At 59.7% G+C, this 24,184-nt stretch carries 20 protein-coding genes; 14 read left to right on the top strand and 6 right to left on the bottom strand.

All coding sequences use genetic code 11. The features are described 5' to 3' along the window. The first annotated feature begins 5 nt into the window (after nucleotides 1-5). The 6 genes from FFH21_RS25420 (at nucleotide 6) to FFH21_RS25390 (ending at nucleotide 7,882) form a co-directional block, all read left to right on the top strand. Complete coding sequence (locus FFH21_RS25420) at nucleotides 6-302, top strand: sarcosine oxidase subunit delta (protein WP_002555603.1); 297 nt, start codon at nucleotides 6-8, stop codon at nucleotides 300-302. After that, a complete protein-coding gene (locus FFH21_RS25415) occupies nucleotides 299-3,319 on the top strand; it encodes a sarcosine oxidase subunit alpha (RefSeq protein ID WP_011169725.1) in 3,021 nt (1,006 codons plus the stop codon). Before FFH21_RS25420 ends, FFH21_RS25415 begins: the two co-directional genes overlap by 4 nt. 51 nt (nucleotides 3,320-3,370) lie before the next feature. Further along, nucleotides 3,371-4,003, top strand: a complete 633-nt coding sequence (locus FFH21_RS25410) for a sarcosine oxidase subunit gamma (protein WP_004655930.1) — start codon at nucleotides 3,371-3,373, stop codon at nucleotides 4,001-4,003. 250 nt (nucleotides 4,004-4,253) lie between these two features. Continuing rightward, nucleotides 4,254-5,111 (top strand): formyltetrahydrofolate deformylase, encoded by an 858-nt coding sequence (gene purU / locus FFH21_RS25405; RefSeq protein WP_004655932.1) that lies wholly within the window; start codon nucleotides 4,254-4,256, stop codon nucleotides 5,109-5,111. A 49-nt stretch (nucleotides 5,112-5,160) separates the two neighbouring features. Continuing rightward, nucleotides 5,161-6,360, top strand: coding sequence for a formaldehyde dehydrogenase, glutathione-independent (gene fdhA, locus FFH21_RS25400; protein WP_004663379.1), 1,200 nt, complete (start codon nucleotides 5,161-5,163; stop codon nucleotides 6,358-6,360). Nucleotides 6,361-6,622: 262 nt separating this feature from the next. Then, nucleotides 6,623-7,882, top strand: a complete 1,260-nt coding sequence (locus FFH21_RS25390) for an IS256-like element ISPsy17 family transposase (RefSeq protein ID WP_004663377.1) — start codon at nucleotides 6,623-6,625, stop codon at nucleotides 7,880-7,882. Nucleotides 7,883-8,021: 139 nt separating this feature from the next. On the opposite strand, the gene FFH21_RS25380 is transcribed toward FFH21_RS25390, so the two are convergent. Further along, nucleotides 8,022-10,199 carry a malate synthase G gene (locus FFH21_RS25380; protein WP_004654794.1) on the bottom strand — a complete coding sequence of 726 codons (2,178 nt, stop codon included), beginning with the start codon at nucleotides 10,197-10,199 and terminating at the stop codon, nucleotides 8,022-8,024. A 321-nt stretch (nucleotides 10,200-10,520) separates the two neighbouring features. Here FFH21_RS25380 and FFH21_RS25375 point away from each other — a divergent pair, with 321 nt between their 5' ends. Beyond that, the gene (locus tag FFH21_RS25375) at nucleotides 10,521-11,039 is read left to right on the top strand and encodes a glycine cleavage system protein R (RefSeq protein ID WP_004654792.1); all 519 of its coding nucleotides are present in this window, start codon (nucleotides 10,521-10,523) and stop codon (nucleotides 11,037-11,039) included. A gap of 223 nt (nucleotides 11,040-11,262) precedes the next feature. On the opposite strand, the gene rarD is transcribed toward FFH21_RS25375, so the two are convergent. Next, nucleotides 11,263-12,150 (bottom strand): EamA family transporter RarD, encoded by an 888-nt coding sequence (gene rarD, locus FFH21_RS25370; RefSeq protein ID WP_004663394.1) that lies wholly within the window; start codon nucleotides 12,148-12,150, stop codon nucleotides 11,263-11,265. Nucleotides 12,151-12,371: 221 nt separating this feature from the next. Continuing rightward, nucleotides 12,372-13,346: a serine/threonine protein kinase gene (locus FFH21_RS25360; protein WP_002555585.1), complete on the bottom strand. Its 975-nt coding sequence runs from the start codon at nucleotides 13,344-13,346 to the stop codon at nucleotides 12,372-12,374. Between the two features lie 194 nt (nucleotides 13,347-13,540). Here FFH21_RS25360 and FFH21_RS25355 point away from each other — a divergent pair, with 194 nt between their 5' ends. Genes FFH21_RS25355 through FFH21_RS25330 form a run of 6 tightly spaced genes read left to right on the top strand, consistent with a single transcriptional unit; the run spans nucleotide 13,541 to nucleotide 19,097 of the window. Next, complete coding sequence (locus FFH21_RS25355; RefSeq protein ID WP_041924661.1) at nucleotides 13,541-14,560, top strand: substrate-binding domain-containing protein; 1,020 nt, start codon at nucleotides 13,541-13,543, stop codon at nucleotides 14,558-14,560. After that, nucleotides 14,544-15,545 (top strand): ABC transporter substrate-binding protein, encoded by a 1,002-nt coding sequence (locus FFH21_RS25350; protein WP_004654786.1) that lies wholly within the window; start codon nucleotides 14,544-14,546, stop codon nucleotides 15,543-15,545. Before FFH21_RS25355 ends, FFH21_RS25350 begins: the two co-directional genes overlap by 17 nt. Beyond that, nucleotides 15,545-16,420 (top strand): iron ABC transporter permease, encoded by an 876-nt coding sequence (locus FFH21_RS25345; protein ID WP_011169716.1) that lies wholly within the window; start codon nucleotides 15,545-15,547, stop codon nucleotides 16,418-16,420. Before FFH21_RS25350 ends, FFH21_RS25345 begins: the two co-directional genes overlap by 1 nt. Beyond that, a complete protein-coding gene (locus FFH21_RS25340; protein ID WP_011169715.1) occupies nucleotides 16,417-17,211 on the top strand; it encodes an ABC transporter permease in 795 nt (264 codons plus the stop codon). The genes FFH21_RS25345 and FFH21_RS25340 overlap by 4 nt, the downstream gene beginning before the upstream one ends. Next, on the top strand, nucleotides 17,208-18,239 hold the full coding sequence (locus FFH21_RS25335; RefSeq protein ID WP_004654779.1) for an ABC transporter ATP-binding protein: 1,032 nt from the start codon (nucleotides 17,208-17,210) through the stop codon (nucleotides 18,237-18,239). Before FFH21_RS25340 ends, FFH21_RS25335 begins: the two co-directional genes overlap by 4 nt. Nucleotides 18,240-18,263: 24 nt before the next feature. After that, nucleotides 18,264-19,097 (top strand): phosphodiesterase, encoded by an 834-nt coding sequence (locus tag FFH21_RS25330; protein ID WP_011169714.1) that lies wholly within the window; start codon nucleotides 18,264-18,266, stop codon nucleotides 19,095-19,097. A gap of 271 nt (nucleotides 19,098-19,368) precedes the next feature. On the opposite strand, the gene FFH21_RS25320 is transcribed toward FFH21_RS25330, so the two are convergent. The 3 genes from FFH21_RS25320 to FFH21_RS25310 form a co-directional block, all read right to left on the bottom strand. Then, nucleotides 19,369-21,285, bottom strand: coding sequence for a PhoX family phosphatase (locus FFH21_RS25320; RefSeq protein WP_011169713.1), 1,917 nt, complete (start codon nucleotides 21,283-21,285; stop codon nucleotides 19,369-19,371). A gap of 81 nt (nucleotides 21,286-21,366) precedes the next feature. Beyond that, on the bottom strand, nucleotides 21,367-22,062 hold the full coding sequence (locus FFH21_RS25315; RefSeq protein ID WP_230383677.1) for a TOBE domain-containing protein: 696 nt from the start codon (nucleotides 22,060-22,062) through the stop codon (nucleotides 21,367-21,369). 216 nt (nucleotides 22,063-22,278) lie between these two features. Continuing rightward, the gene (locus tag FFH21_RS25310; protein WP_011169711.1) at nucleotides 22,279-23,013 is read right to left on the bottom strand and encodes a ComF family protein; all 735 of its coding nucleotides are present in this window, start codon (nucleotides 23,011-23,013) and stop codon (nucleotides 22,279-22,281) included. Between the two features lie 89 nt (nucleotides 23,014-23,102). Here FFH21_RS25310 and bioB point away from each other — a divergent pair, with 89 nt between their 5' ends. Then, on the top strand, nucleotides 23,103-24,161 hold the full coding sequence (gene bioB / locus FFH21_RS25305) for a biotin synthase BioB (RefSeq protein WP_011169710.1): 1,059 nt from the start codon (nucleotides 23,103-23,105) through the stop codon (nucleotides 24,159-24,161). Nucleotides 24,162-24,184: the final 23 nt, after the last annotated feature.

The raw sequence follows: 24,184 nt of genomic DNA, 5'->3' as shown, positions 1-24,184 counted from the left end.
CGACCATGCTGCATATCTTCTGTCCTCACTGTGGCGAACTGCGCTCCGAAGAGGAATTCCACCCGTCCGGCCAGGCGCATATTCCACGCCCGCTGGACCCAGGTGCCTGCACCGATGAGCAATGGGGCGACTACATGTTCTTTCGCGATAACCCGCGCGGCCTGCACCACGAGCTGTGGATACACGCTGCCGGTTGCCGCCAGTACTTCAACATGACGCGCAATACCGTGACCTACGAGATTCTCGAAACCTATCCGATTGGTACGAAGCCGCAGTTCACGGATCAGGGAGACAAGGTATGAGCCAGACCCAGCGCTTGCCCAACGGCGGCCGTATCAATCGCAGCAAGGTGCTCAACTTCACCTTCAACGGCCAGACCTATCAGGGCTTTGAAGGCGACTCGCTGGCCTCTGCCCTGCTGGCCAATGGCGTCGATATCATCGGCCGCAGCTTCAAATACTCCCGCCCGCGCGGCATCTTTGCAGCGGGTTCGGAAGAGCCAAACGCCGTGTTGCAGATCGGCGCGACCGAAGCGACGCAAATCCCCAACGTGCGCGCCACGCAACAAGCGCTCTATGCAGGACTGGTCGCCACCAGCACCAACGGCTGGCCAAGCGTGAACACCGACGTCATGGGCATTTTGGGCAAGGTCGGCGGCAAGTTGATGCCACCGGGCTTCTACTACAAAACCTTCATGTACCCGCAATCGTTCTGGATGACTTACGAAAAGTACATCCGCAAGGCTGCGGGCCTGGGGCGCTCGCCGACCGAGAACGATCCGGACAGCTATGACGCGATGAACCAGCACTGTGACGTGCTGATCGTCGGCGCAGGCCCAGCCGGGCTGGCCGCCGCGCTGGCTGCCGGCCGCAGTGGTGCCCGAGTGATCGTTGCGGATGAACAGGAAGAGTTCGGCGGCAGTCTGCTCGACAGCCGTGAAAGTCTCGATGGCAAACCCGCTGCTGAATGGGTGGCTACGGTGGTCGCCGAGCTGAAAAGCCTGCGCAACGTGACACTGCTGCCGCGCGCCACGGTCAACGGCTACCACGATCACAATTTCCTGACCATTCATGAGCGCCTTACCGACCACCTCGGTGATCGCGCGCCCATCGGCATGGTTCGCCAACGTATGCACCGGGTACGCGCCAAGCGTGTGGTGCTGGCTGCCGGTACTCACGAGCGCCCGCTGGTTTACGGCAACAACGATGTGCCGGGCAACATGCTGGCAGGCGCCGTTTCGACCTATGTCCGGCGTTACGGCGTAGCACCGGGTAAAAAACTGGTGCTGTCCACCAACAACGACCATGCCTACCGCGTTGCGCTGGACTGGCTCGACGCCAGCCTGCAAGTGGTTGCGATTGCCGATGCTCGGCATAACCCGCGCGGCCCGCTGGTTGAGGAAGCCCGCGCCAAAGGCATTCGCATTCTGACCGGCAGCGCAGTGATTGAAGCGCGTGGCAGCAAACGCGTGACAGCTGCCCGCGTCGCCGCAATCGACGTCAAGGCGCACACCGTCACCAGCCCCGGCGAATGGCTTGAGTGCGATCTGGTGGCCAGCTCCGGCGGCTACAGCCCGATTGTGCACTTGGCCTCGCACTTGGGTGGCAAGCCGGTATGGCGTGAGGACATCCTCGGGTTTGTACCGGGCGAAGCACCGCAGAAACGTATCTGCGTAGGCGGCGTCAACGGCGTCTACAGTCTTGCAGACAGCCTGGCCGATGGTTTTGAAGGTGGCGTGCGCGCGGCCAGCGAAGCAGGCTTCAAGGTGGTCGAAGGCGTGATGCCCAAAGCCTTCAGTCGCGCTGAAGAACCGACACTGGCGCTGTTTCAGGTGCCGCACGAGAAAGGCACCGCTCGGGCCCCCAAGCAATTCGTCGACCTGCAGAACGACGTGACCGCTGCCGCCATCGAGCTGGCGACCCGTGAAGGTTTCGAGTCGGTCGAGCACGTAAAACGCTACACCGCGCTGGGTTTCGGTACTGATCAGGGCAAGCTGGGCAACGTCAACGGTCTGGCCATCGCCGCCCGTTCACTGAACGTGTCGATCCCGGAAATGGGCACCACCATGTTCCGCCCCAACTACACGCCGGTCACGTTCGGCGCGATAGCCGGGCGTCATTGCAAGCACATCTTCGAACCGGTGCGTTTCACCGCACTGCACGCCTGGCATGTCAAAAACGGTGCCGAATTTGAAGACGTCGGCCAGTGGAAACGCCCGTGGTACTTCCCGAAAAACGGCGAAGACCTGCCCGCAGCCGTCGCTCGCGAATGCAAGGCTGTGCGCGACAGCGTGGGTCTGCTGGACGCTTCGACGCTGGGCAAAATCGACATTCAAGGCCCGGATGCCCGCGAATTCCTCAACCGCATCTACACCAACGCGTGGACCAAACTGGACGTGGGCAAGGCCCGCTACGGTCTGATGTGCAAGGAAGACGGCATGGTCTTCGATGATGGCGTGACTGCCTGCCTCGCCGACAACCACTTCCTGATGACTACCACCACAGGCGGCGCTGCACGCGTCCTGCAATGGCTGGAAATCTATCAGCAGACCGAATGGCCGGACCTGAAAGTGTATTTCACCTCAGTGACCGATCACTGGGCGACGCTGACGCTGTCCGGCCCCAACAGCCGCAAGCTGCTCAGCGAAGTCACCGATATCGATCTGGGCCGTGAAGCCTTCCCGTTCATGACCTGGAAGGAAGGTCTGGTCGCCGGTGTGCCAGCTCGCGTATTCCGTATCTCGTTTACCGGTGAGCTTTCCTACGAGGTCAACATTCAGGCTGACTACGCCATGGGCGTTCTGGAAAAGATCGCCGAGGCAGGCAAACAGTACAACCTGACGCCTTACGGCACTGAAACCATGCACGTACTGCGCGCCGAAAAGGGCTTCATCATCGTTGGCCAGGACACCGATGGTTCGATGACTCCGGACGACCTGAACATGGGCTGGTGTGTCGGCCGGACCAAGCCATTCTCGTGGATCGGCTGGCGCGGCATGAATCGCGAAGACTGTGTACGCGAACAGCGCAAGCAACTGGTCGGCCTCAAGCCTGTCGACCCGACCAAATGGCTACCAGAGGGCGCGCAACTGGTGTTCGATACAAAACAGACGATCCCGATGAGCATGGTTGGCCATGTGACTTCCAGCTATGCACACAACTCGCTGGGCTATTCGTTTGCGATGGGCGTGGTCAAAGGCGGCCTGGCGCGCATGGGAGAGCGGGTCTTCGCGCCTCTGGCAGACGGCAGCGTGATCGAAGCCGAGATCGTTTCCTCGGTGTTCTTCGATCCAAAGGGCGAGCGCCAGAATGTCGAGTAACACGCGGAGCGCCGATCATCAGCAGCAAACAGAATTCAAGGCAGGTGATTCATGACCACAGCGAACGTTTACCAGCAGCGCCCGACCACCGATGTCAAAGCCGAGTCGCCGCTGTTCCACGCAAACCTCGACAGCCTGATCGGCAAGGGGCGCGCCAGCCCCGGCGTGTTCCTGCGCGAGAAAAAGCTGCTGGGCCACCTGACGATTCGTGGCAATGCCCACGATCCGGCCTTCGCCGCAGGCGTACACAAGGCGCTGGGCATGGAGCTGCCCGCCGCACTGATGCTGGTCATCAGTGGCGAAAGCTCGCTGCAATGGCTTGGTCCGGATGAATGGCTGCTGATCGTGCCGAGCGGCGAAGAGTTCGCGGCAGAGCAAAAGCTGCGCGAGGCGCTGACCGGGCTGCATATCTCCATCGTCAACGTCAGTGGCGGCCAGTCGATCCTCGAACTGACCGGTCCGAAAGTGCGCCAGGTATTGATGAAATCCACCAGCTACGACGTGCACCCGGACAACTTCCCGGTGGGCAAGGCCGTCGGCACGGTGTTCGCCAAGTCGCAACTGGTGATCCGCCGGACCGGTGAAGAAACCTGGGAGCTGCTGGTCCGCCGCAGCTTCTCGGATTACTGGTGGCTATGGTTGCAGGATGCGAGTGCCGAGTACGGGCTGAGCATTCAGGCGTGAAGAGCCGGGAACCGGGGCTGAAACCGCAGCGTCGGTCTCAATGAAGACTCCAGTGGGAGAGGCCTGTGGGAGCGGACTTGTCCGCGAAGACGGTAGTCCAGACGATACATTTCCGGTGAATGTACCGCCCCCTTCGCGAACAAGCGAAGCGTCGCCCGGTACGCTCCCACAAGATTTGTGTATAACGCGGAGCATTGGCACAAGAGTCAGCCGTATCTGTGGATAACGAACATTCAGGAGCTTTGATTCAATGAGCCGCGCGCCCGATACGTGGATTTTAACCGCCGACTGCCCCAGTGTACTGGGCACGGTAGATGCGGTGACCCGCTTCCTGTTCGAGCAGGGCTGCTACGTCACTGAGCACCACTCCTTCGATGATCGCCTGTCAGGGCGTTTCTTCATACGCGTGGAATTTCGTCAGCCCCAGGCTTTCGACGAACAGGCTTTCCGGGCCGGGCTGAGCGAACGAGGCGAAGCCTTCGGCATGATCTTCGAACTCACAGCACCCAACTACCGGCCAAAAGTGGTGATCATGGTTTCAAAAGCCGATCACTGCCTGAACGATTTGCTCTATCGCCAGCGTATCAATCAACTGTCCATGGACGTGGTCGCGGTGGTGTCCAATCACCCGGATCTTGAGCCATTGGCTGGCTGGCACGGTATTCCGTACTACCATTTCCCTCTGGACCCGAACGACAAGCCTGCGCAGGAAGCGAAGGTCTGGCAGGTGATCGAAGAATCCGGCGCAGAGCTGGTGATTCTCGCCCGCTACATGCAGGTCCTTTCACCCGATTTGTGCCGCAAGCTGGACGGCAAGGCGATCAACATCCACCACTCGCTGCTGCCCGGTTTCAAGGGTGCCAAGCCTTACCATCAGGCTTACAACAAGGGTGTGAAACTGGTGGGTGCTACCGCGCATTACATCAACAACGATCTGGACGAAGGCCCGATCATTGCTCAAGGCGTGGAAGTGGTTGATCACAGCCACTATCCCGAAGACCTGATTGCCAAAGGTCGAGACATCGAAGGTCTGACACTGGCCCGCGCAGTGGGCTATCACATTGAACGGCGGGTGTTTCTCAACGCCAACAGGACGGTGGTTTTATAGCTGCAACTGCTTCTCTCTGCTCCACCACAATAAAAGCGAGGTGACATGTATGTCTGGTAATCGCGGTGTAGTGTATCTCGGCGCTGGCAAGGTCGAAGTGCAATCAATCCCCTTCCCGAAAATGGAAGACCCACGCGGCAAGCGCATCGAACACGGCGTGATCCTGCGCGTAGTCTCCACCAATATCTGCGGCTCGGACCAACACATGGTGCGTGGTCGCACGACGGCGCAAACCGGGTTGGTCCTGGGTCATGAAATCACCGGCGAGGTGCTGGAAGCCGGGCGCGACGTGGAACATCTGAAAGTCGGTGATCTGGTTTCTGTGCCGTTCAACGTGGCGTGCGGTCGCTGCCGCAGTTGCAAGGAACAGAACACTGGCGTCTGCCTGACGGTCAACCCGGCCCGCCCCGGCGGTGCATACGGCTACGTCGACATGGGCGACTGGGTCGGCGGTCAGGCTGAATACGTGCTGGTGCCTTACGCTGACTTCAACCTGCTCAAACTGCCAGACCGCGACGCGGCGATGGAGAAAATCCGCGACCTGACCTGCCTGTCCGACATCCTGCCCACCGGCTACCACGGTGCAGTGACTGCCGGGGTTGGCCCTGGCAGCACGGTTTACGTAGCAGGCGCTGGCCCGGTCGGCCTGGCTGCGGCGGCGTCAGCACGCTTGTTGGGCGCGGCGGTGGTAATCGTCGGCGACGTCAACCCGAAACGCCTGGTCCACGCCAAGGCCCAAGGCTTCGAAATTGCTGACCTGTCCCTGGACACGCCACTGCACGAACAGATCGCTGCCCTGCTCGGCGAGCCTGAAGTGGATTGCGCCATCGACGCCGTAGGCTTCGAAGCACGCGGTCACGGCCATGCTGGCGCTCAGGCCGAAGCACCCGCCACCGTTCTCAACTCGTTGATGGGCGTAGTGCGCGTCGCAGGCAAGATCGGCATCCCCGGCCTGTACGTCACCGAAGACCCAGGTGCCGTAGACGCTGCCGCAAAAATGGGCAGCCTGAGCATTCGCTTCGGCCTGGGCTGGGCCAAATCCCACAGCTTCCACACCGGCCAGACCCCGGTCATGAAATACAACCGCCAGCTGATGCAGGCCATCATGTGGGACCGCATCAAGATCGCCGATGTGGTGGGTGTAGAGGTGATCAGTCTGGATGATGCGCCGCGGGGTTATGGGGAGTTTGATTCGGGCGTGCCGAAGAAGTTTGTGATTGATCCGCATCGGTTGTTTGGTGCTGTGTAGGCATCTAACAGAAAATGGGGTTATTGACTAATTACGTCAGCAGATTCAAGAGCGGGGAATGCTCTCTCACATCTGCTGGCGTATTAATCTTAACTCTTTCTTCTTCAGCATTAGAAATTTTAAGGGCTAATTTGTAAGAGGGTGGCGTCGATAGATTCTGAATAGGATTAGCGAGGTTTTTCTGCGATTTCTTGTATTGTTGAACCAGAGAGACTGTCAGAAATTTTGTGTTCGGGCATAACATGTAGCTAGAGGTGCATGTATGCCGACCAAAAAGAAGTCCGCCAATGCAACAGCGAGGGAGTTGCCCTCGATTCCCCAAGAGCTGATCGAGCAGTTTGTTAAAGGCCCGATGAGCGCCGAAGCCATTCAAGACGCGTCCATGGCGTTCAAGAAGGCTCTGATCGAGCGTGCGCTAGGCGCCGAGCTGGGTCACCACCTTGGTTATCCTCAGGGCGCGGAGCGCCCTGAGGGGGCGACCAATCAGCGCAATGGCAAAAGCAGCAAGACGGTTCTGACCGACGACGGGCCGCTTCGCCTGGATATCCCCAGAGACCGCGATGGTAGCTTCGCCCCGATCCTGATTCCCAAGCACGAACGACGTTTTACAGGCTTCGACGACAAGATAATTGCCATGTACGCCCGGGGCATGACGGTGCGTGAGATCCGCGCTTTTCTATCTGAGCAGTATGGAACTGACGTGTCCCATGACTTCATCAGCTCAGTCACCGATGCGGTCATGGAAGAGGTGGGCGCTTGGCAGCAACGACCCTTGGAACCGATGTATCCGGTGATCTTCTTCGATGCGTTACGGGTCAAAATCCGGGACGAGGGGTTAGTGTGCAACAAGGCTATTTATCTGGCGCTGGGGGTATTACCTGATGGCACGCGCGACATTCTGGGTATATGGATCGAGAGCACCGAGGGTGCCAAGTTTTGGATGAAGGTGTTCAACGACCTCAAGACTCGTGGCGTTGAAGATGTTCTGATCGCCGTCACGGATGGCCTCAAAGGAATACCGGAGGCGTTGGGGGCGGTTTTTCCTGCCACGACGCTGCAAACCTGCATCGTGCATCTGATCCGCAACAGCTTGGACTATGCCGCTTGGGATAAACGTCGGGCACTGGCCAAAGCACTCAAGCCGATCTACCAGGCGATCAATGCCGATGTGGCTGAGCAAGAGCTTAACGCCTTTGAAGCGGGCCCCTGGGGCAAGCAGTATCCGACTGTAGTTGCTGCATGGCGTCGCGCCTGGGATCGGGTTATACCGTTTTTTGTTTTTCCGGCGGGCATTCGCAAAGTGGTTTACACGACCAATGCCATCGAGAGCATCAATGCCCAGTTACGCAAGATCATCAAGACTCGAGGGCACTTCCCGACCGATGAGGCTGCGACGAAACTGATATGGCTTGGGTTGCGCAACATCACCGCCAACTGGGGTCATGCGGCACACGACTGGAAAGTGGCAATGAATCAATTTGCGATCCTGTACGGAGACCGATTTACCAGACCGAGCTGGTAAAACAAGGGCCTGCCTGACGGCAGGCCCTAACCAGCCCGAACACAAAAAAACTGATACTCCCGAACAAAAAACGCGATGTTTACTCATCGCCTTCCCGAAGAGGCAGCAAGCTGCCTCTCAGGTCCGATGACTAAAATCCTTACATTCCTTTTTTGGCCTTGAACTCACGACGGCGACGATGCAGTACCGGCTCGGTATAGCCGTTAGGCTGTCGCGTACCTTCGATCACCAGTTCGACGGCTGCCTGGAAGGCAATGTTGCTGTCGAAGTCTGGCGCCAGCGGGCGATACAGCGGGTCATTGGCATTCTGGCGATCCACGACCGGTGCCATGCGCTTCAAGCTTTCCAGCACCTGAGCTTCGCTGACAACGCCGTGACGCAGCCAGTTGGCCATGTGCTGGCTTGAGATGCGCAGCGTTGCGCGGTCTTCCATCAGGCCGATGTCGTTGATATCCGGTACTTTCGAGCAACCTACACCCTGATCGATCCAGCGCACCACATAGCCGAGAATGCCCTGTGCGTTGTTGTCCAGTTCGTTCTGGATTTCTTCGGGCGTCCAGTCGGTGTTCGGCGCAAGGGGAATGGTCAGAATGTCATCCACCGATGCCTGCTCGCGTTGAGCCAGTTCGGCCTGGCGAGCGAATACATCGACCTTGTGGTAATGCAGGGCGTGTAGCGCAGCCGCTGTAGGCGAGGGCACCCATGCAGTGTTTGCGCCAGCCAGCGGGTGAGCGATTTTCTGTTCCAGCATGGCGGCCATCAGGTCGGGCATGGCCCACATGCCTTTGCCGATCTGTGCGCGACCTTGCAGGCCGCATTTCAGGCCGATGTCGACGTTGGAGTTCTCGTAGGCACTGATCCATTTCTCGGCTTTCATCTGCGCCTTGCGCACCACCGGGCCCGCTTCCATCGAGGTATGGATTTCGTCACCGGTGCGGTCGAGGAAGCCGGTGTTGATGAATACCACGCGCTCGCTGGCTGCCTGAATACAGGCTTTGAGGTTGACCGTGGTACGGCGCTCTTCGTCCATGATGCCGACTTTCAATGTGTTGCGCGGCAAGCCCAGCACCTGCTCGATACGCCCGAACAGTTCGTTGGTAAACGCGGCTTCCTCCGGCCCGTGCATCTTCGGTTTGACGATGTACATCGAGCCGCTGCGGCTGTTGCTGCGCGAGGTATTGCGGTTGAGGTTGTGGATCGCAGCCAGACTGGTCAACAGGCCATCGAGAATACCTTCCGGCACTTCATTGCCATGCTTGTCGAGAATCGCGTCGATGGTCATCAAGTGACCTACGTTACGAATGAACAGCAGCGAACGACCGTGCAGCGTGACTTCGCCGCCTTGCGGCGTGGTGTAGACGCGATCCGGGTTCATGGTGCGGGTGAAGGTTTCGCCGCCTTTGGACACCGATTCCGCCAGGTCGCCTTTCATCAGGCCTAGCCAGTTGCGGTAGACGACTACTTTGTCGTCGGCATCGACGGCTGCAATGGAGTCTTCGCAATCCATGATGGTGGTCAGCGCGGCTTCCATGAGGATGTCTTTCACGCCTGCCGCATCGGTTTGGCCAACCGGGCTGGAAGCGTCGATCTGCAATTCGAAATGCAGGCCATTGTGTTTGAGCAGCACGGCGAACGGCGCTGAAGCCTCACCCTGAAAACCCACCAGTTGTGCATCGTCGCGCAGGCCCGTGTTGCTGCCGCCCTTGAGGCTGATGACCAGTCTGCCGTCGATCAATTTGTAAGCAGTCGAATCAACGTGCGAGCCAGCCGCCAAAGGGGCTGCCTGATCGAGGAATGCGCGGGCGAAGGCGATCACCTTATTGCCACGCACCTTGTTGTAGCCCTTGCCTTTCTCCGCGCCGCCTTCTTCGCTGATGGCATCGGTGCCATAGAGCGCGTCATACAGCGAGCCCCAGCGGGCATTTGACGCATTGAGCGCAAACCGTGCGTTCATTACAGGCACGACCAGTTGCGGTCCGGCCATGGTGGCTATTTCTTCATCGACGTTTTGCGTGGTGATCTGGAAGTCCGCTGCTTCTGGCAGCAGGTAGCCGATCTCCTGAAGGAAGGCTTTGTAAGCCGAGGCGTCGTGAGCCTGTCCGGCGCGCGATTGGTGCCACGTGTCGATCTGCGCCTGCAATTCATCTCGTTTGGCGAGCAGTGCCTTATTCTTTGGCGCAAGGTCGTGGATCAGTTGGTCCGCACCCGCCCAGAACGAAGTGGCGTCGATGCCGGTTCCGGGTGTGGCTTCGTTCTGCACGAAGTCGAACAGGACTCTGGCGACTTGCAGGTCACCGACTTGAACGTACTCAGTCATTGCACTTGCCTCACTCTGCTCAGCAGGGTCGAGCACACTCGGGGAGCGCTCTGTTATTGATCTTGGTGTCATGTAGTGCGAGATTCTGGATACTACATGAGCCGCCGTTGCGTGAAAACGTCGCTGAATATGTCATTAAACGACTGGATATTCATATCGGGTCACGATGATATTCATTGTGTTCCCAAAAGCGCTCGTGATTGTTCCATAAAGCGTGGCAAACGGTACACGATTTACCGCGCACGGGCTGCCTTCGGGGCTGTCTATACTGGTGCGACCGACGCCGTTTTCAAATCACCTGCACAGAAAGAGGAATTGACCGTGGATCATCTCGTCGTAACGTTGGTTGCTCCCGACAAACCGGGTCAGGTCGAACGTATCGCGCAATGCATTGCCGAGCAGGGCGGTAACTGGCTGGAAAGCCGCATGTCGCGCATGGCCGGGCAATTTGCCGGGATCCTCAAGGTGGGCGTCGAGCCGGAAAAGTACGATGACCTGATCAAAGCGTTGAACGCCCTGTCGGCCCATGGCATTCGCATGCTGTTGGCTGAAAGCGTGATAGAGACAACCGCCCCGACCCAGTTGATCAGCATGCAACTGGTCGGTAACGACCGCCCCGGCATTGTGCGCGACATCACCCGCTTGCTGGCCGGGCAGGGTGTCAACGTTGAACACTTGATTACCGACGTTTCTCCTGCGCCCATGAGCAGCGAGTTGCTGTTCCACGCCGATGCAGTGCTGGGCGTACCGGTGGGCTTGTCGCTGGATGGCCTGCAGGCAGGGCTTGAGACCCTGGCTGATGATCTGATGGTGGAGCTGGTGTTGGGTACTGAGGACTAGATTCACTTTCAGGTTATCCAGGTTAACCGTGCACCTGCCTGTGGATAACCTGGGGGAATAGCCTTGCACGCCACGTTCGCCGTGGCCTGGCGAAATTTGATCAAAAAACCAACAGTTTCAATGGCTTGTGCACAGATAAGGTTAGCCTGCCTGTGGATAACCCTTGGAGAACCTCTTGCAGGCCACGGGGGGCGTGGCTTGCGAGGTGTTGTGTGTTTTTTGATCAGCCTCGGCCGCGGGATTTCAGCCAGATATCCACACTGTAGATTGCCAGCCCCGCCCAGATGAAGGCAAAGGTGATGATGGTGCTGGTGGTCAGGTGCTCCCCATACAGCAGCACGGCCAGCAGCAGAACCAGCGTGGGCGCGAGGTATTGCAGGAAACCCAGGGTGGTGAAGGGCAGGTGACGGGCTGCGGCGTTGAAGCACACCAGCGGGATCAGCGTCACCGGGCCTGCGGCGGCGAGCCAGATGGCTTGCGTGGTGGTCCAGAATTCCGGCTGGGCGCTTACGGCCGTCGGGTTGAGCGTTAGCCAGATCAATGCCAGCGGCACCAGCATCCAGGTTTCCACTACCAGGCCAGGCAAGGCGGCAACCGGGGCTTTTTTGCGGATCAGGCCGTAGAACGCAAAGGTCAGCGCCAGGGCCAGTGACACCCACGGCAGGCTGCCGACGTTCCAGACCTGCTGGGCGACACCAATGGTGGCGAAAGCGACCGCCAGCATTTGCAGACGCCTGAGCCGCTCGCCCAGCAACAGCATGCCCAGCAGCACGTTGACCAGCGGGTTGATGTAATACCCGAGACTGGCTTCAAGCATGCGGCCGTTGTTAACGGCCCACACGTAGACGATCCAGTTCGCGGCGATCAGCGTCCCGCTGAGTGCCAGCACGGCCAGTCGCTGTGGGTTGTTGCGCAGGTCACGCCACCAGCCGGGATGTTTCCAGAACATCAGCACAATCGAGCCGAAGAGGGCTGACCAGAGCACTCGATGGATGATGATCTCGATGGCCGGAACGGCTGAGATGGCCTTGAAGTAGATGGGGAACAGGCCCCAGATGGTGTAAGCACTCAGGCCCAGGATGTATCCACGGCGTGGATTGGCAGCTTGCATGGAGCGTCCCTTTAATACAGATTAATACAGAAATTTCCGGTTTTATTGTGGGGTGATGCGGTTGATGGTTTTGATCGTACTCACGCTGGAGCGCTGGATGTTATACACAGGTTCGGCTGATTCACGACATCTTTGCCGCGTCACTTGTTCAGGATCGGACGAGGAGCGTCCAGAGCTGCATGCGACGCGGAGCGCCGCACGATAATCTGGGGCTCATCAGGTCAAAACAGCTTCAACGGCTCTTCATTCAGCGCTGACATCTGCTCGCGCAGTGCCAGGATATGGTCGCCCCAGTAACGCTCTGTGCCGAACCATGGAAAGCTGTGCGGGAATGCAGGGTCGTCCCAGCGCCTGGCCAGCCAGGCGCTGTAGTGCATCAGGCGCAGGGCACGCAGTGGTTCGATCAGGGCCAGTTCGCGTGGATCGAAATCATGAAACTCGTTGTAACCGTCCATCAGCTCCGACAACTGGCCGAGGCGCTCCTGGCGATCACCGGCCAGCATCATCCAGATGTCCTGAACGGCAGGACCAAGGCGGCAGTCGTCCAGGTCGACGATGTGGAACATCTCGTCGCGGCACATCATGTTGCCGGGGTGACAGTCACCGTGCATGCGAATGTTAGTATGCGGCGTGGCGGCGTAAACGTCTTCGACACGCTTGAGCAGGTCACGGGCTACCGACTCGTAAGCCGGAAGCAGGCTGCGCGGGATGCAGTCGTTTTCCAGCAGGTAATTGACTGACGCATGGCCAAAGTTATTCACACCCAGTGCTTCGCGGTGCGCGAACGGTTTGGTCGAGCCGACCGCATGGATACGCCCCAGTAACTGACCCAGGCGATACAGCTGATCCAGATTGCCCGGCTCCGGCGCGCGTCCGCCTCGGCGCGGGAATAGCGTGAAGCGAAAACCGGCATGTTCGAACAGGGTTTCGCCGTTATGCACCATGGGCGCAACAACGGGCACTTCGACCTCGACCAGCTCGTAAGTGAAGCTGTGTTCTTCAAGGATGGCTTCGTTGGTCCAGCGCTGGGGCCGATAGAACTTGGCGATCAGCGGCTGACCGTCTTCGATACCGACCTGATACACGCGGTTTTCGTAGCTGTTGAGTGCCAGGATGCGGGCATCGCTGAGAAAACCGATGCTTTCAACGGCATCGAGCACCAGATCGGGAGTGAGTGTTGCAAACGGGTGAGCCATGACTACTCCTGCGCGCAGCAGGTTGCCGCGTCGGACCGCTGATGGTAACGCAGACCGGTCCCGGTTCGCTAAACCCCTTCTGTTTAAAGTGCCCAAGGGTCGAGTTGTCACCAAACGGTCATCCTCCGGTCGCTGTTCAGCCATGTTCGGCACTTACAGTTGCCGCCAATGAGATCGATCTCAAGCGAGCGACCATGACTGATTTGAAAGAAGTTGCACGACTGGCCGGGGTTTCCCGGGCTACTGCTGCACGCGCCTTCGCAAGCCCTGAGGTGGTGCGCGCCGAGACCCGCGAGCGAGTATTCGTCGCTGCTCGTGAGCTGGGCTTTCGCCCCAATCGGCTGGGCAGACAGTTACGTCTGCAAACCACCAATCTGATTGGCGTCATCGTGCCAAACCTGCTCAACCCGGTGTTCGCCGAGCAGTTTCAGGCTATGGAACGGGCGGCGCGGGCACGAGGCTACAACCTGTTGTTGGCGACCACCGACTACAGCGCCGAGCGTGAAAGCGCCGTGGTTGAGGAACTGCTGCGCCAGCGGGTCGACGGGCTGGTGCTGACCGTAACCGACGCCGAGCACAACCGTGTGCTGGAGAGCCTGGCCATCGAGGACACGCCGTTCGTGCTGGCCTATCACCAGACCGACAATGAGGAGTACAGCGCTGTGTCTGTGGATAACCGCGCAGGCATGGCGCTGGCGACGCGGTATCTGATCGACGCCGGCCACCGGTGTATTGCGATGGTCGCAGGCCCGGTCATGCAGTCCGACCGCGCCCGCCTGCGTTACGAAGGCTATCGCGATGCCATGAACGAGGGTGGGCTTGAGGCGCGCCCGGTGATTGAAATGCCTGCCCATACCAACGCCGACTTCGCCGCGCTCAAACCGTTGTTACGTGGTCCGACTGCGCCCAGCGCGCTGGTCTGTTCCAACGATTTGCTGGCCATCAGCCTGATTGCCGAATTACGCCGCAACGGCTGGGGCGTTCCCGAGCGCCTGTCGGTGATCGGCTTCGACGGCATCGCCCTCGGCACGCAGATGCACCCGACCTTGTGCAGCGTGGTTCAGCCCATCGCCGAGCTGGCGCACATTGTCATCGACCAATTACTGGCACGGATTGCTGGCGCAGTACCTGTTTCTCATTGTCTGCCGTGCCACATCCGGCCCGGCGAAAGCACCCAGCCCTACAAGGAGATGCTTCATGCTCAGCCTCAGTAAAACCCTCGCGGCACTGCTGTTATGTGGTGCGGCCAGCCTCGCCCAGGCCGCCGAAACCGCCATCTGCTACAACTGCCCGCCCGAATGGGCCGACTGGGGAACACAGCTCAAGGCGATTGCCGACAGCACCGGTGTCCAGGTGCCGCTGGACAACAAGAATTCCGGCCAGGCGCTGGCGCAGATCGTTGCCGAGCAGGCCGCACCGGTCGCTGACGTGGTCTATTACGGCGTGACCTTTGGCCTGCAGGCGCAGAAGGCCGGCGTGGTCGATACCTACAAACCCAAACACTGGGACGAGATTCCGGCAGGCTTGAAAGACCCTGAAGGGCACTGGTTCGCGATTCACTCCGGGACCCTCGGCATCATGGTCAACGTGGACGCACTGGGCGGTCTGCCGGTGCCGCAAAGCTGGGCGGATCTGCTCAAGCCCGAGTACAAGGGCATGGTCGGCTACCTCGACCCGTCCAGCGCGTTCGTCGGGTACGTGTCCGCCGTTGCGATCAATCAGGCCATGGGCGGCACACTGGACAACTTCGGCCCGGCCATCGACTACTTCCAGAAGCTGGCGAAGAACTCGCCCATCGTGCCCAAGCAAACCGCTTATGCACGCGTACTGTCCGGTGAACTGCCGATTCTGGTCGACTACGACTTCAACGCCTATCGCGCTCGCTACAAGGACAAGGCTAACGTCGCTTTCGTGATTCCCAAGGAAGGCACCATTGGCGTGCCGTACGTGATGAGCATGGTTGCCAAGGCACCGCACCGCGCCAATGCCGAGAAGGTGCTGGATTTCGTCCTGTCTGACGAGGGCCAGGCGCTGTGGGCCAAGGCTTATTTGCGTCCAGTGCGCTCGAAGATGCCTGCCGACGTGGCCGCGCAGTTCCTGCCCGACAGCGATTACGCTCGTGCCGGTGTGGTGGATTACCAGCACATGGCTGCCGTGCAGGAAGCCTTTGCTGCCCGTTATCTGCGTGAGGTGAAGTAATGTCAGCCTCGCCGGGACACGCGCTGGCTCTGCACAAGGGCGGATTTATGAAGCTGCGGCTGCGCCCGACCGCTGCGGTGGCACTTGCTCCGGCGCTGGCGGTGTTGCTGGCATTCTGGCTGCTGCCGCTGACCCACCTGATCCTGCTCGGCGCACAAGGTTCTGACGGCAACGGCAACGGCAGCGGTTACTGGCAGGTGTTGAGCAGTGCTCAATACCTCGGCAGCCTGGCGCAGACCTGTCTGCTGGCACTGGTGGTCACGCTTGCGGCGTTGCTGGTCGGCGGTATCAGCGGTGTGTTTCTGGCCCGTAACCAGTTTTTCGGACGCTCTGCGCTGGTGGCGTTGCTGACCTTTCCGCTGGCGTTTCCTGGCGTAGTGGTGGGCTTTCTGGTGATTCTGCTGGCCGGTCGCCAAGGCATCTTCGCGGCACTCGGGCTGGAGCTGGCTGGCGAACGCTGGATATTCGCCTATTCGCTGACCGGTTTGTTCATTGGCTACCTGTATTTCTCGATTCCGCGCGTGATTCTCACCGTCATGGCCGCTTGCGAAAGCCTGGACCGCAGCCTTGAAGAAGCTGCGCATTCGCTGGGTGCGGGTCATTGGCGGGTGGTGTGCGATGTGATCGTTCCGGGGCTGGCACCCGCGCTGGTGTCCTGCGGTGCGATTTGCTTCGCCACGTCGATGGGCGCATTCGGTACTGCATTTACGCTTGGTACGCGCCTGAACGTCACGCCGGTGGCGATCTACAACGTGTTCACCAATTACGCCAACTTCACCGTAGCCGCCGCGCTGTCGGTGATCCTCGGGCTAGTGACATGGGCAGTGCTGTTGCTGGCCCGTCGCATGGTCGGGACATCAGGGGTTGCCCTTTGAAACGTTCTCCATTGTTTGCTGCGCAACTGGCATTCACGTTACTGGTTTGTGCGTTCATGCTGGTCCCGGTAGTGCTTTCGCTGCTTGCCGGGCTGACCCGCAATTATTTTCTGGGCCTGTCGAGCGGTTTGACCTTCGACTGGCTGGTGCAGGTCTGGCAAGCCTATTCACCGACTGTCTGGTTGTCGCTGCAACTGGCTGTGGCCTGTGCGATCTGCGTATGCCTGGTCGGCATTCCGGCGGCGTATGCGCTGGTGCGCATGAACAATCGCTTCAGCCGGGCCTTTGAAGAACTGATGGTTCTCCCCGTCGCCATGCCCGGCCTGGCCAGCGCCCTGGCGTTGCTGCTGACCTACGGCCAGTTCGGCAGCTTTCGCAGCAGCTGGCTGTTCATTCTGGTGGGCCATGTGTTGTTCACGTTGCCGTTTCTGGTGCGCCCGGTCATGGCGGTCATGCAGCGTCAGCAACTGCCGGTTCTTGAAGAGGCTGCCGCCAGTCTGGGCGCCGGGCCGATGAAGCGCTTTTTCAGCGTGGTGGTGCCCAATTGCCGGGCCGGGATTCTGGCCGGTGTGCTGATGGTCGTGACCCTGTCGCTGGGTGAGTTCAACCTGACCTGGATGCTGCACACGCCGATGACCAAGACCCTGCCGGTCGGTCTGGCCGACAGCTACGCCTCAGCCCGACTGGAAGTCGCCAGCGCCTACACCCTTCTTTTTCTGTTGCTGATTGTGCCGCTGCTGATTGCGTTGCAGGCCATCAGTGCGCGTCTTGCCCGTGGAGAGAGCCGATGAGCGGAACTACCATTCGCCTGAAAGGCTGCCGCAAGGCATTTGCCGACGGCACCGTTGCTGTACAGGATCTGCACTTGACCATCGAGCCTGGCGAAACGCTGGCGATTCTCGGTCCGTCCGGTTGCGGCAAGACCACTACCTTGCGCCTGATCGCCGGGCTGGAGCGGCCGGATGTCGGTCGGGTGTTGTTCGATGATCAGGACGTTACGCGCCTGCCTATCGAGCGGCGTGACGTCGGGATGGTGTTTCAGAACTACGCGCTGTTCCCGAATCTAGACGTCGCCGGGAACATTGTTTACGGCCTGAAGATTCGCGGCCTGTCGCCTGCCGAACGAAGCAAGCGTTGCGATGAGTTGCTGGAACTGGTTGGCCTGACCGGTCATGGCAATCGTCGTGTCAACGAGCTTTCTGGTGGTCAGCGTCAACGGGTCGCGCTGGCCAGGGCTCTGGCACCGCGTCCGCGGGTGCTGCTGCTCGACGAGCCGCTGGCGGCACTGGATGCGCAGTTGCGTGAGCGCTTGCGCAGCGAGCTCGATCAGTTGTTGCGTGGGTTGGGCATCACCTCGGTGTTCGTCACCCACGATCAGGGCGAGGCGATGGCCCTGGGCGACCGGATTCTGGTCATGGAAAAAGGCTGCGTCTCGCAATTGGCGACGCCGAGGGAAATCTATCAACAACCTGCCAATGCGTTCGTCGCCGGGTTTGTCGGCAATCTGAATGCGTTCAGCGTGGTCGAGCGCACCCCGTCAGGCCTCAAGGTGAGCGGCGGCGAGCTGCCGTGGCACGGTGCTGACGTACCCGGCACGGTGTATTGCCGCCCGGAGCATCTGCGCCTGATGCCGGAGCGCGGGCACCTTCAGGGTCGCTTGGTCGGGCAGTTTTTTCAGGGTGCGCAAAGCCGTTTGCTGGTCGATGTCGGAGGTCCGCAGCCGCTGTTGGTGGACAGCACCGACAACGTTATTCACGCCGCCAACGCTGCCATCGCCCTGAGTGTTGAGCCGCAGGCGCTGTTCACCCTGCATTCGTAACATCGTTTCCGTAGAGAGATTATTTTGAATCGTCCGTTTCTTATTGCCCAGATCAGTGACTTGCACCTCAAAGCCGACGGGCGTCTGACCTATGGCGTGGTCGATACACTGGGTGCATTGCGCCGCGCAGTCGAACACATCAACGCCAGCAAGCAGCGCCCAGACATCGTGGTGATCAGTGGTGATCTGGTCGACTTCGGGCGTGAGGACGAATACGCCGTGCTCAAGCCTGAGCTGGAACGCCTGCACATGCCGTTCTATCTGGTGCCCGGCAATCATGACGATCGACACAACCTGCTGGCTGCGTTTGCCGAACAGGTGTACCTGCCATTGTCGGCCAGCGGACCTCTGGACTGGGTGGTGGAGAAATACCCGGTACGTCTGATCGGCATGGACACGACCATTCCCGGCGAGCATGGCGGGCGGCTGGATTACTGTCAGTTGGACTGGTTGCACGCGCAGCTGTCACGTCGTCCTTATGTACCGACGGTGATCATCCTGCACCATCCGCCGTTCATTACCGGCATAGGGCACATGGACCGCGAACCCTTCGGCAACGCGTCGGCGCTGGAGCGTGTGATTGCCCAGCATCCGCAAGTGGAGCGTTTATTGTGCGGGCATTTGCATCGCCCCATGCAGCGGCGTTTTGGTGGCAGCGTGGCAAGCATCTGCCCTGGCACGTCACACCAGATCGTGCTGGACCTCGACGAAGCCGCGCCTGCCCATTTCAACCTGGAGCCGGCAGGCTACGTGCTGCATCGCTGGCATTCGGAACAGGGTTTTGTCAGTCATAACGCCGTGTTCGGCGGCTATGAAGGGCCATACCCGTTCTACGATGTGAACGGGTTGATTGATTGATTGTTCATTAGCTATAGCTCCCACGCTCTGCGCCCGGCGTGATACTCAAGTCTTGATGAGCCCGGAAAGCGGGGCTCGACGCGCAGTATCAGGCGGAGTAAAGATCCTTGTGGGAGTGAGCTTGCTCACGAAGACGGTGTTTCAGTCGATGCATTTTCGACGATCATACAGCCCTCTTCGCGAACAAGTTCGCTCCCACGGCCTCCGGCCAGAATCAATAGCAGATCTTTATATAACGATGAGCGATCTGCGTCCTCTTCCTGATTGCCGATCAGGCGCCGATAACGCCGCCATCTTCGCGGGTAATGACCATCACCGATGAACGCGGTTTGCCGTTTGGCAAATGCTCGGGGAACGTGGAACCACCGTTTTCACCGGGATGCTGGATGCCGATGAACATGGTTTTGTAGTCCGGCGCAAAGCTGATGCCGGTGATTTCGCAACCAATCGGCCCGACCAGAAAGCGACGAATTTCGCCGGTGGCAGGATCGGCGCAGAGCATCTGGTTGTTGCCCATGCCCGCGAAGTCACCCTTGTTGCTGGAGTCGCCATCGGTCTGAATCCACAGTCTGCCGGCTTCATCAAAGCTCAAGCCGTCGGGGCTGTTGAACATGTTCTGCGCGTTGATATTGCTCGACCCGGCCTGCGGCGTACCGGCATGCACCGTCGGGTTACCCGCGACCACGAACAGGTCCCAGTCGAAGGTCATCGCCGAGGGATTGCTGCCTTCTTCGCTCCAGCGCAGGATCTGCCCGTACTGGTTCTTGGCGCGCGGATTCGGCCCGCCTACAGGCTGACCCTCTTCGCCGCGTTTGACGTTATTGGTCAGTGTGCAATAGACCTGACCGTCCTTGGGACTGACCACGATCCACTCCGGGCGGTCCATGCGCGTGGCTTTTACAACGCTGGCCGCCAGGCGCGCGTGAATCAGCACTTCTGCCTGATTGTTGAAACCGGCAGCCGCATCCAGGCCATTCTTGCCATGAGTCAGTTCGACCCACTGGCCCTTGCCTTTCGGATGATCCGGATTGCTGTCGCCTGCATCGAACTGCGCCACGTACAAGGTGCCGTGGTCGAGCAGGTTACGGTTGGCTTTGGGGTTCTGATGATCGATCTTGTCGCGGCTGATGAACTTGTAGATGAACTCGCCACGCTCGTCGTCGCCCATGTACACCACGGCGCGGCCACCCTTGGTTTGGGTGAACGCCGCGTTCTCATGCTTGAAGCGACCGAGTGCAGTGCGTTTGACCGGTGTGGACTTGGGGTCGAACGGATCGATCTCGACCACCCAGCCATGACGATTGACCTCATTGGGGTTTTTCGCAACGTCGAAGCGTGGGTCGTGCGGGTGCCAGTTGATCTCCTTGCTGGCAGCAACCACGCCATAGCGCTTCATGCCGGCGTCGAACTTTTGCTCGGCGTTGCTGCTGCCGAAGCAATCAGTGAAGTTCTCTTCGCAGGTCAGGTAAGTGCCCCACGGCGTCTGGCCGCTGGAGCAGTTCTGAAACGTGCCGAGCGCCTGGGTGCCGGTCTTGTCGGCATCCGTTTTGAGCCAGTCGTGTCCGGCTGCCGGACCACTCAGGCTGATCGGCGTGTTGCCGTGAATGCGACGGTTGTAGCGCGAGTCCTGAACGAACTGCCATTTACCATTGTGCTGTTGCACTTCGATCACGGAAACGCCTTCTGCAGCCAGTGCCTTTTGCACTTCTTCAGCCGATTGCGGCTCTTTGCCGTGATCGAAAAGGTAGCGGTAATTGGTGTATTCGTTGTTGATCGCCATCAGTGCGCGATCCTTGTGGCCTGGCATCGGGAACAGGCACATGCCGTCGTTGTTGTCGCCGAACTGCACTTCCTGAGCCTGGGCCGTATCCTTGCCGCTCGGGTCGAAAGCCGGGCCGCCTGCCTGTAAAGGGTGGCCCCAACTGATCAGAACGGATGAGGTATAGCCTTGCGGCAGGCTGATGCTGTCGGCAGTGGCGGCAGGGATGCTCTGGAAGCCCAGCAGTGTGCCGGACGCTGCGCTGATGCTGTTCGCGAGAACCGTGCGGCTCAACAGGTTGCCACCCAGAAACATCGCTGCGCCGCACAGGGCACCTGCGCTAATGAAGCCCCGGCGGGTGAGGCCGACCTTGTCTGTGCCGACCAGGTTTTCCAGATCGGTGGTTTGATTTTCTTCTAATAGTTTCATCATCACGGCTCCCTCGAATATGGCAGCCACCTTAGTGCGCGCATATGACGGAATTGTGTCGTGGTAATGACTTGCCGACGCTTACATCGGTATACCCAGCAACACCAGTGAAGCGGCAAATCTTGCCTGCACCGTTGCACCGCTTTTCAGCTGTTGTGCATGCAGGTGCTCAGGTGTCGCCATGGCGCACAGCGTCTGGCCGCCAGGGAGTGTGATGCGTACTTCGCTTGGGCCATCTTCAGCGTCGGTCACGTTATCGATTCGGCCGATCAGGCAATTGTTTCCATTTGTTTCTTCGCTGTTGTCTGCATGCAGTTCCAGCCAACCGGCCTTGATCAGTGCAACCACCTCCGTGCCGTTTTCCAGCTCCAGACGCAGGGTGCTGTCATGGGTAACCTGTGCTTCGATGAACACCTCGCCAGCCAATTGCAGGCGAACCTGATCGTTGTGTCCCTGACGGGTGATGCTGACGATCCGCCCCAGCAACTGGTTGCGTGCGCTGGTGCGCAAGGTCAGACGATTGAGCAGGTCAAGGTCGCTGCTGTCTTCGGCCGCTTCCAGCACCTGCGCCTGCAATGCCTGCACCCGCTGATAAAGACGCAGCACTCGCTCGCCCTCTACCGACAGCTTTGCGCCGCCACCGCCACGTCCGCCGACACTGCGTTCTACCAGCGGCTTTTGCGCCAGATTGTTCAGCTCATCAATGGCGTCCCATGCTGCCTTGTAGCTCAGGCCTGCGCTTTTCGCGGCACGGGTGATCGAGCCCTGTTCGGCAATGTGCTACAACAACGCGATACGTTGCGGGCGGTGGACCATGTGTTGCGTCAGCGGGGTGGGTAGCGACATGGTAATCCGGGGCGGTCGAGTAGGAGAGGGCAGTATGATCGCTCTCGCGCATGGCGTCGAAAACCGGACGCGGAGCGTCCAGGGCTGCGCTCCCACGCGGAGCGTGGGAGCGATGAGTGTTTTGAGGTTCCTGAGCATAGTGCCCAATCAATCCCCAGGCTTCGGCGTTCTTGCCAGGCAGTACACGTCCACTCTTCGCGCGCCGGCCTTGTTCAGGAGTCGCGCAATGACCTCTGCCGTCGAACCGGTGGTCAGGACGTCGTCCACCAGCGCCAGGTGCTTGCCCTGCACCCAGTCGGGATCAACGAGGGTGAAGGCGTCGCGCAGGTTGCGTTTGCGTGCCTTGGCGTCCAGCCCTTGTTGCGCTGCTGTCTCCCGGCTGCGCAACACATGGTGTTCGTCAACGGGCAGCTGCAACTGTTTACCCAGCCACCCGGCCAGCATCGCCGCCTGATTATAGCCGCGCTGGCGCAGGCGCTTGTTAGCGAGAGGAACAGGAATCAGGTAATCGGGACGTGGCAGGTCTTCCTCGAAATGGTGCTGCAGAAACTGCCCGCACAGTTCGGCCAGCAGGCGTCCCATCGGCCATTTACCGTTATGTTTGAAACGGGTGATCAGGCTGTCCACCGGGAAGTCGTACAGCCACGGCGCGATCACCTGAGCAAATCCGGGAGGGCGCTTGCAGCATTGCGCGCAGCTCATGCCGGAGAGGGGTAACGGCAGCGCACAGCAGTCGCACTGGCTGCCCAGCCATGGCAGCTCGGCTTCGCACGGCACGCAGACAGGCATTGGCACCTCGCTGCGCTCATTGCATAACAAACAGTTTTGTTTGTTTTTTAACCAGATGTAAACCTCGTATTGGCGGTTGGGTTGACAGCGCATGGCTCTTCCTTAAATATGCCCGACATCCGTGTAGCGCATGGTGCCTTTACGCCCTCGCGCATTGCCCAGAAACACCAAGGAGCCGCCCGATGAGCGCCAGCACCACCGACACTTTGCGTCACGACTGGACTTTAGCCGAGGTCAGGGCGCTGTTCGTACAGCCATTCAATGACCTGCTGTTTCAGGCGCAAACGGTGCACCGCGCTCATTTCGACGCCAACCGTGTGCAGGTTTCCACGCTGCTGTCGATCAAGACAGGCGCTTGCCCGGAAGACTGCAAGTACTGTCCGCAGTCCGGTCACTACAACACCGGTCTTGAGAAAGAAAAACTGCTGGAAGTGCAGAAGGTGCTTGAGGAAGCAGCGCGTGCCAAAGCCATTGGTTCGACCCGTTTCTGCATGGGCGCGGCCTGGAAGCATCCTTCCGCCAAGGACATGCCTTACGTGCTGGAGATGGTCAAAGGCGTGAAAGCCATGGGCATGGAAACCTGCATGACCCTCGGCCGTCTCGATCAGGAGCAGACCGAAGCGCTGGCCACTGCCGGGCTGGACTACTACAACCACAACCTCGACACCTCGCCGGAGTTCTACGGCAGCATCATCACCACCCGGACCTACAGCGAGCGCCTGCAAACCCTGGCCTACGTGCGCGATGCCGGGATGAAGATCTGCTCGGGCGGCATTCTGGGCATGGGCGAGTCCCTCGATGACCGCGCCGGGCTGCTGATCCAGCTGGCAAACCTGCCGGAGCACCCGGAGTCGGTGCCGATCAACATGCTGGTCAAGGTTGCCGGTACGCCGCTGGAAAACGCCGAAGACGTCGACCCGTTCGACTTCATCCGCATGCTCGCGGTGGCACGGATTCTCATGCCGCAGTCCCACGTGCGGTTGTCTGCCGGGCGCGAAGCGATGAACGAGCAAATGCAGGCGCTGGCCTTCTTCGCCGGTGCCAACTCGATTTTCTATGGCGACAAGCTGCTGACCACCGCCAACCCGCAAGCCGACAAGGACATGCTGTTGTTCTCGCGTCTGGGCATCAAGCCCGAAGCGGGCGAAGGCCATGCTGATGAAGTGCATCAGGCTGCCATCGAACAGGCGCTGGTCGAACAGCAAAGCAGTTCGATGTTCTACGACGCTGCCTCTGCCTGACCCCTTGAACGGGCCGGCCTGCT

This window comes from Pseudomonas sp. KBS0707, from assembly GCF_005937945.2.
Classification (GTDB): Bacteria; Pseudomonadota; Gammaproteobacteria; order Pseudomonadales; family Pseudomonadaceae; genus Aquipseudomonas; species Aquipseudomonas amygdali.
The sequence above is the reverse complement of the archived record's forward strand: the minus strand, read 5'-3'. Positions and strand labels throughout refer to the sequence as shown.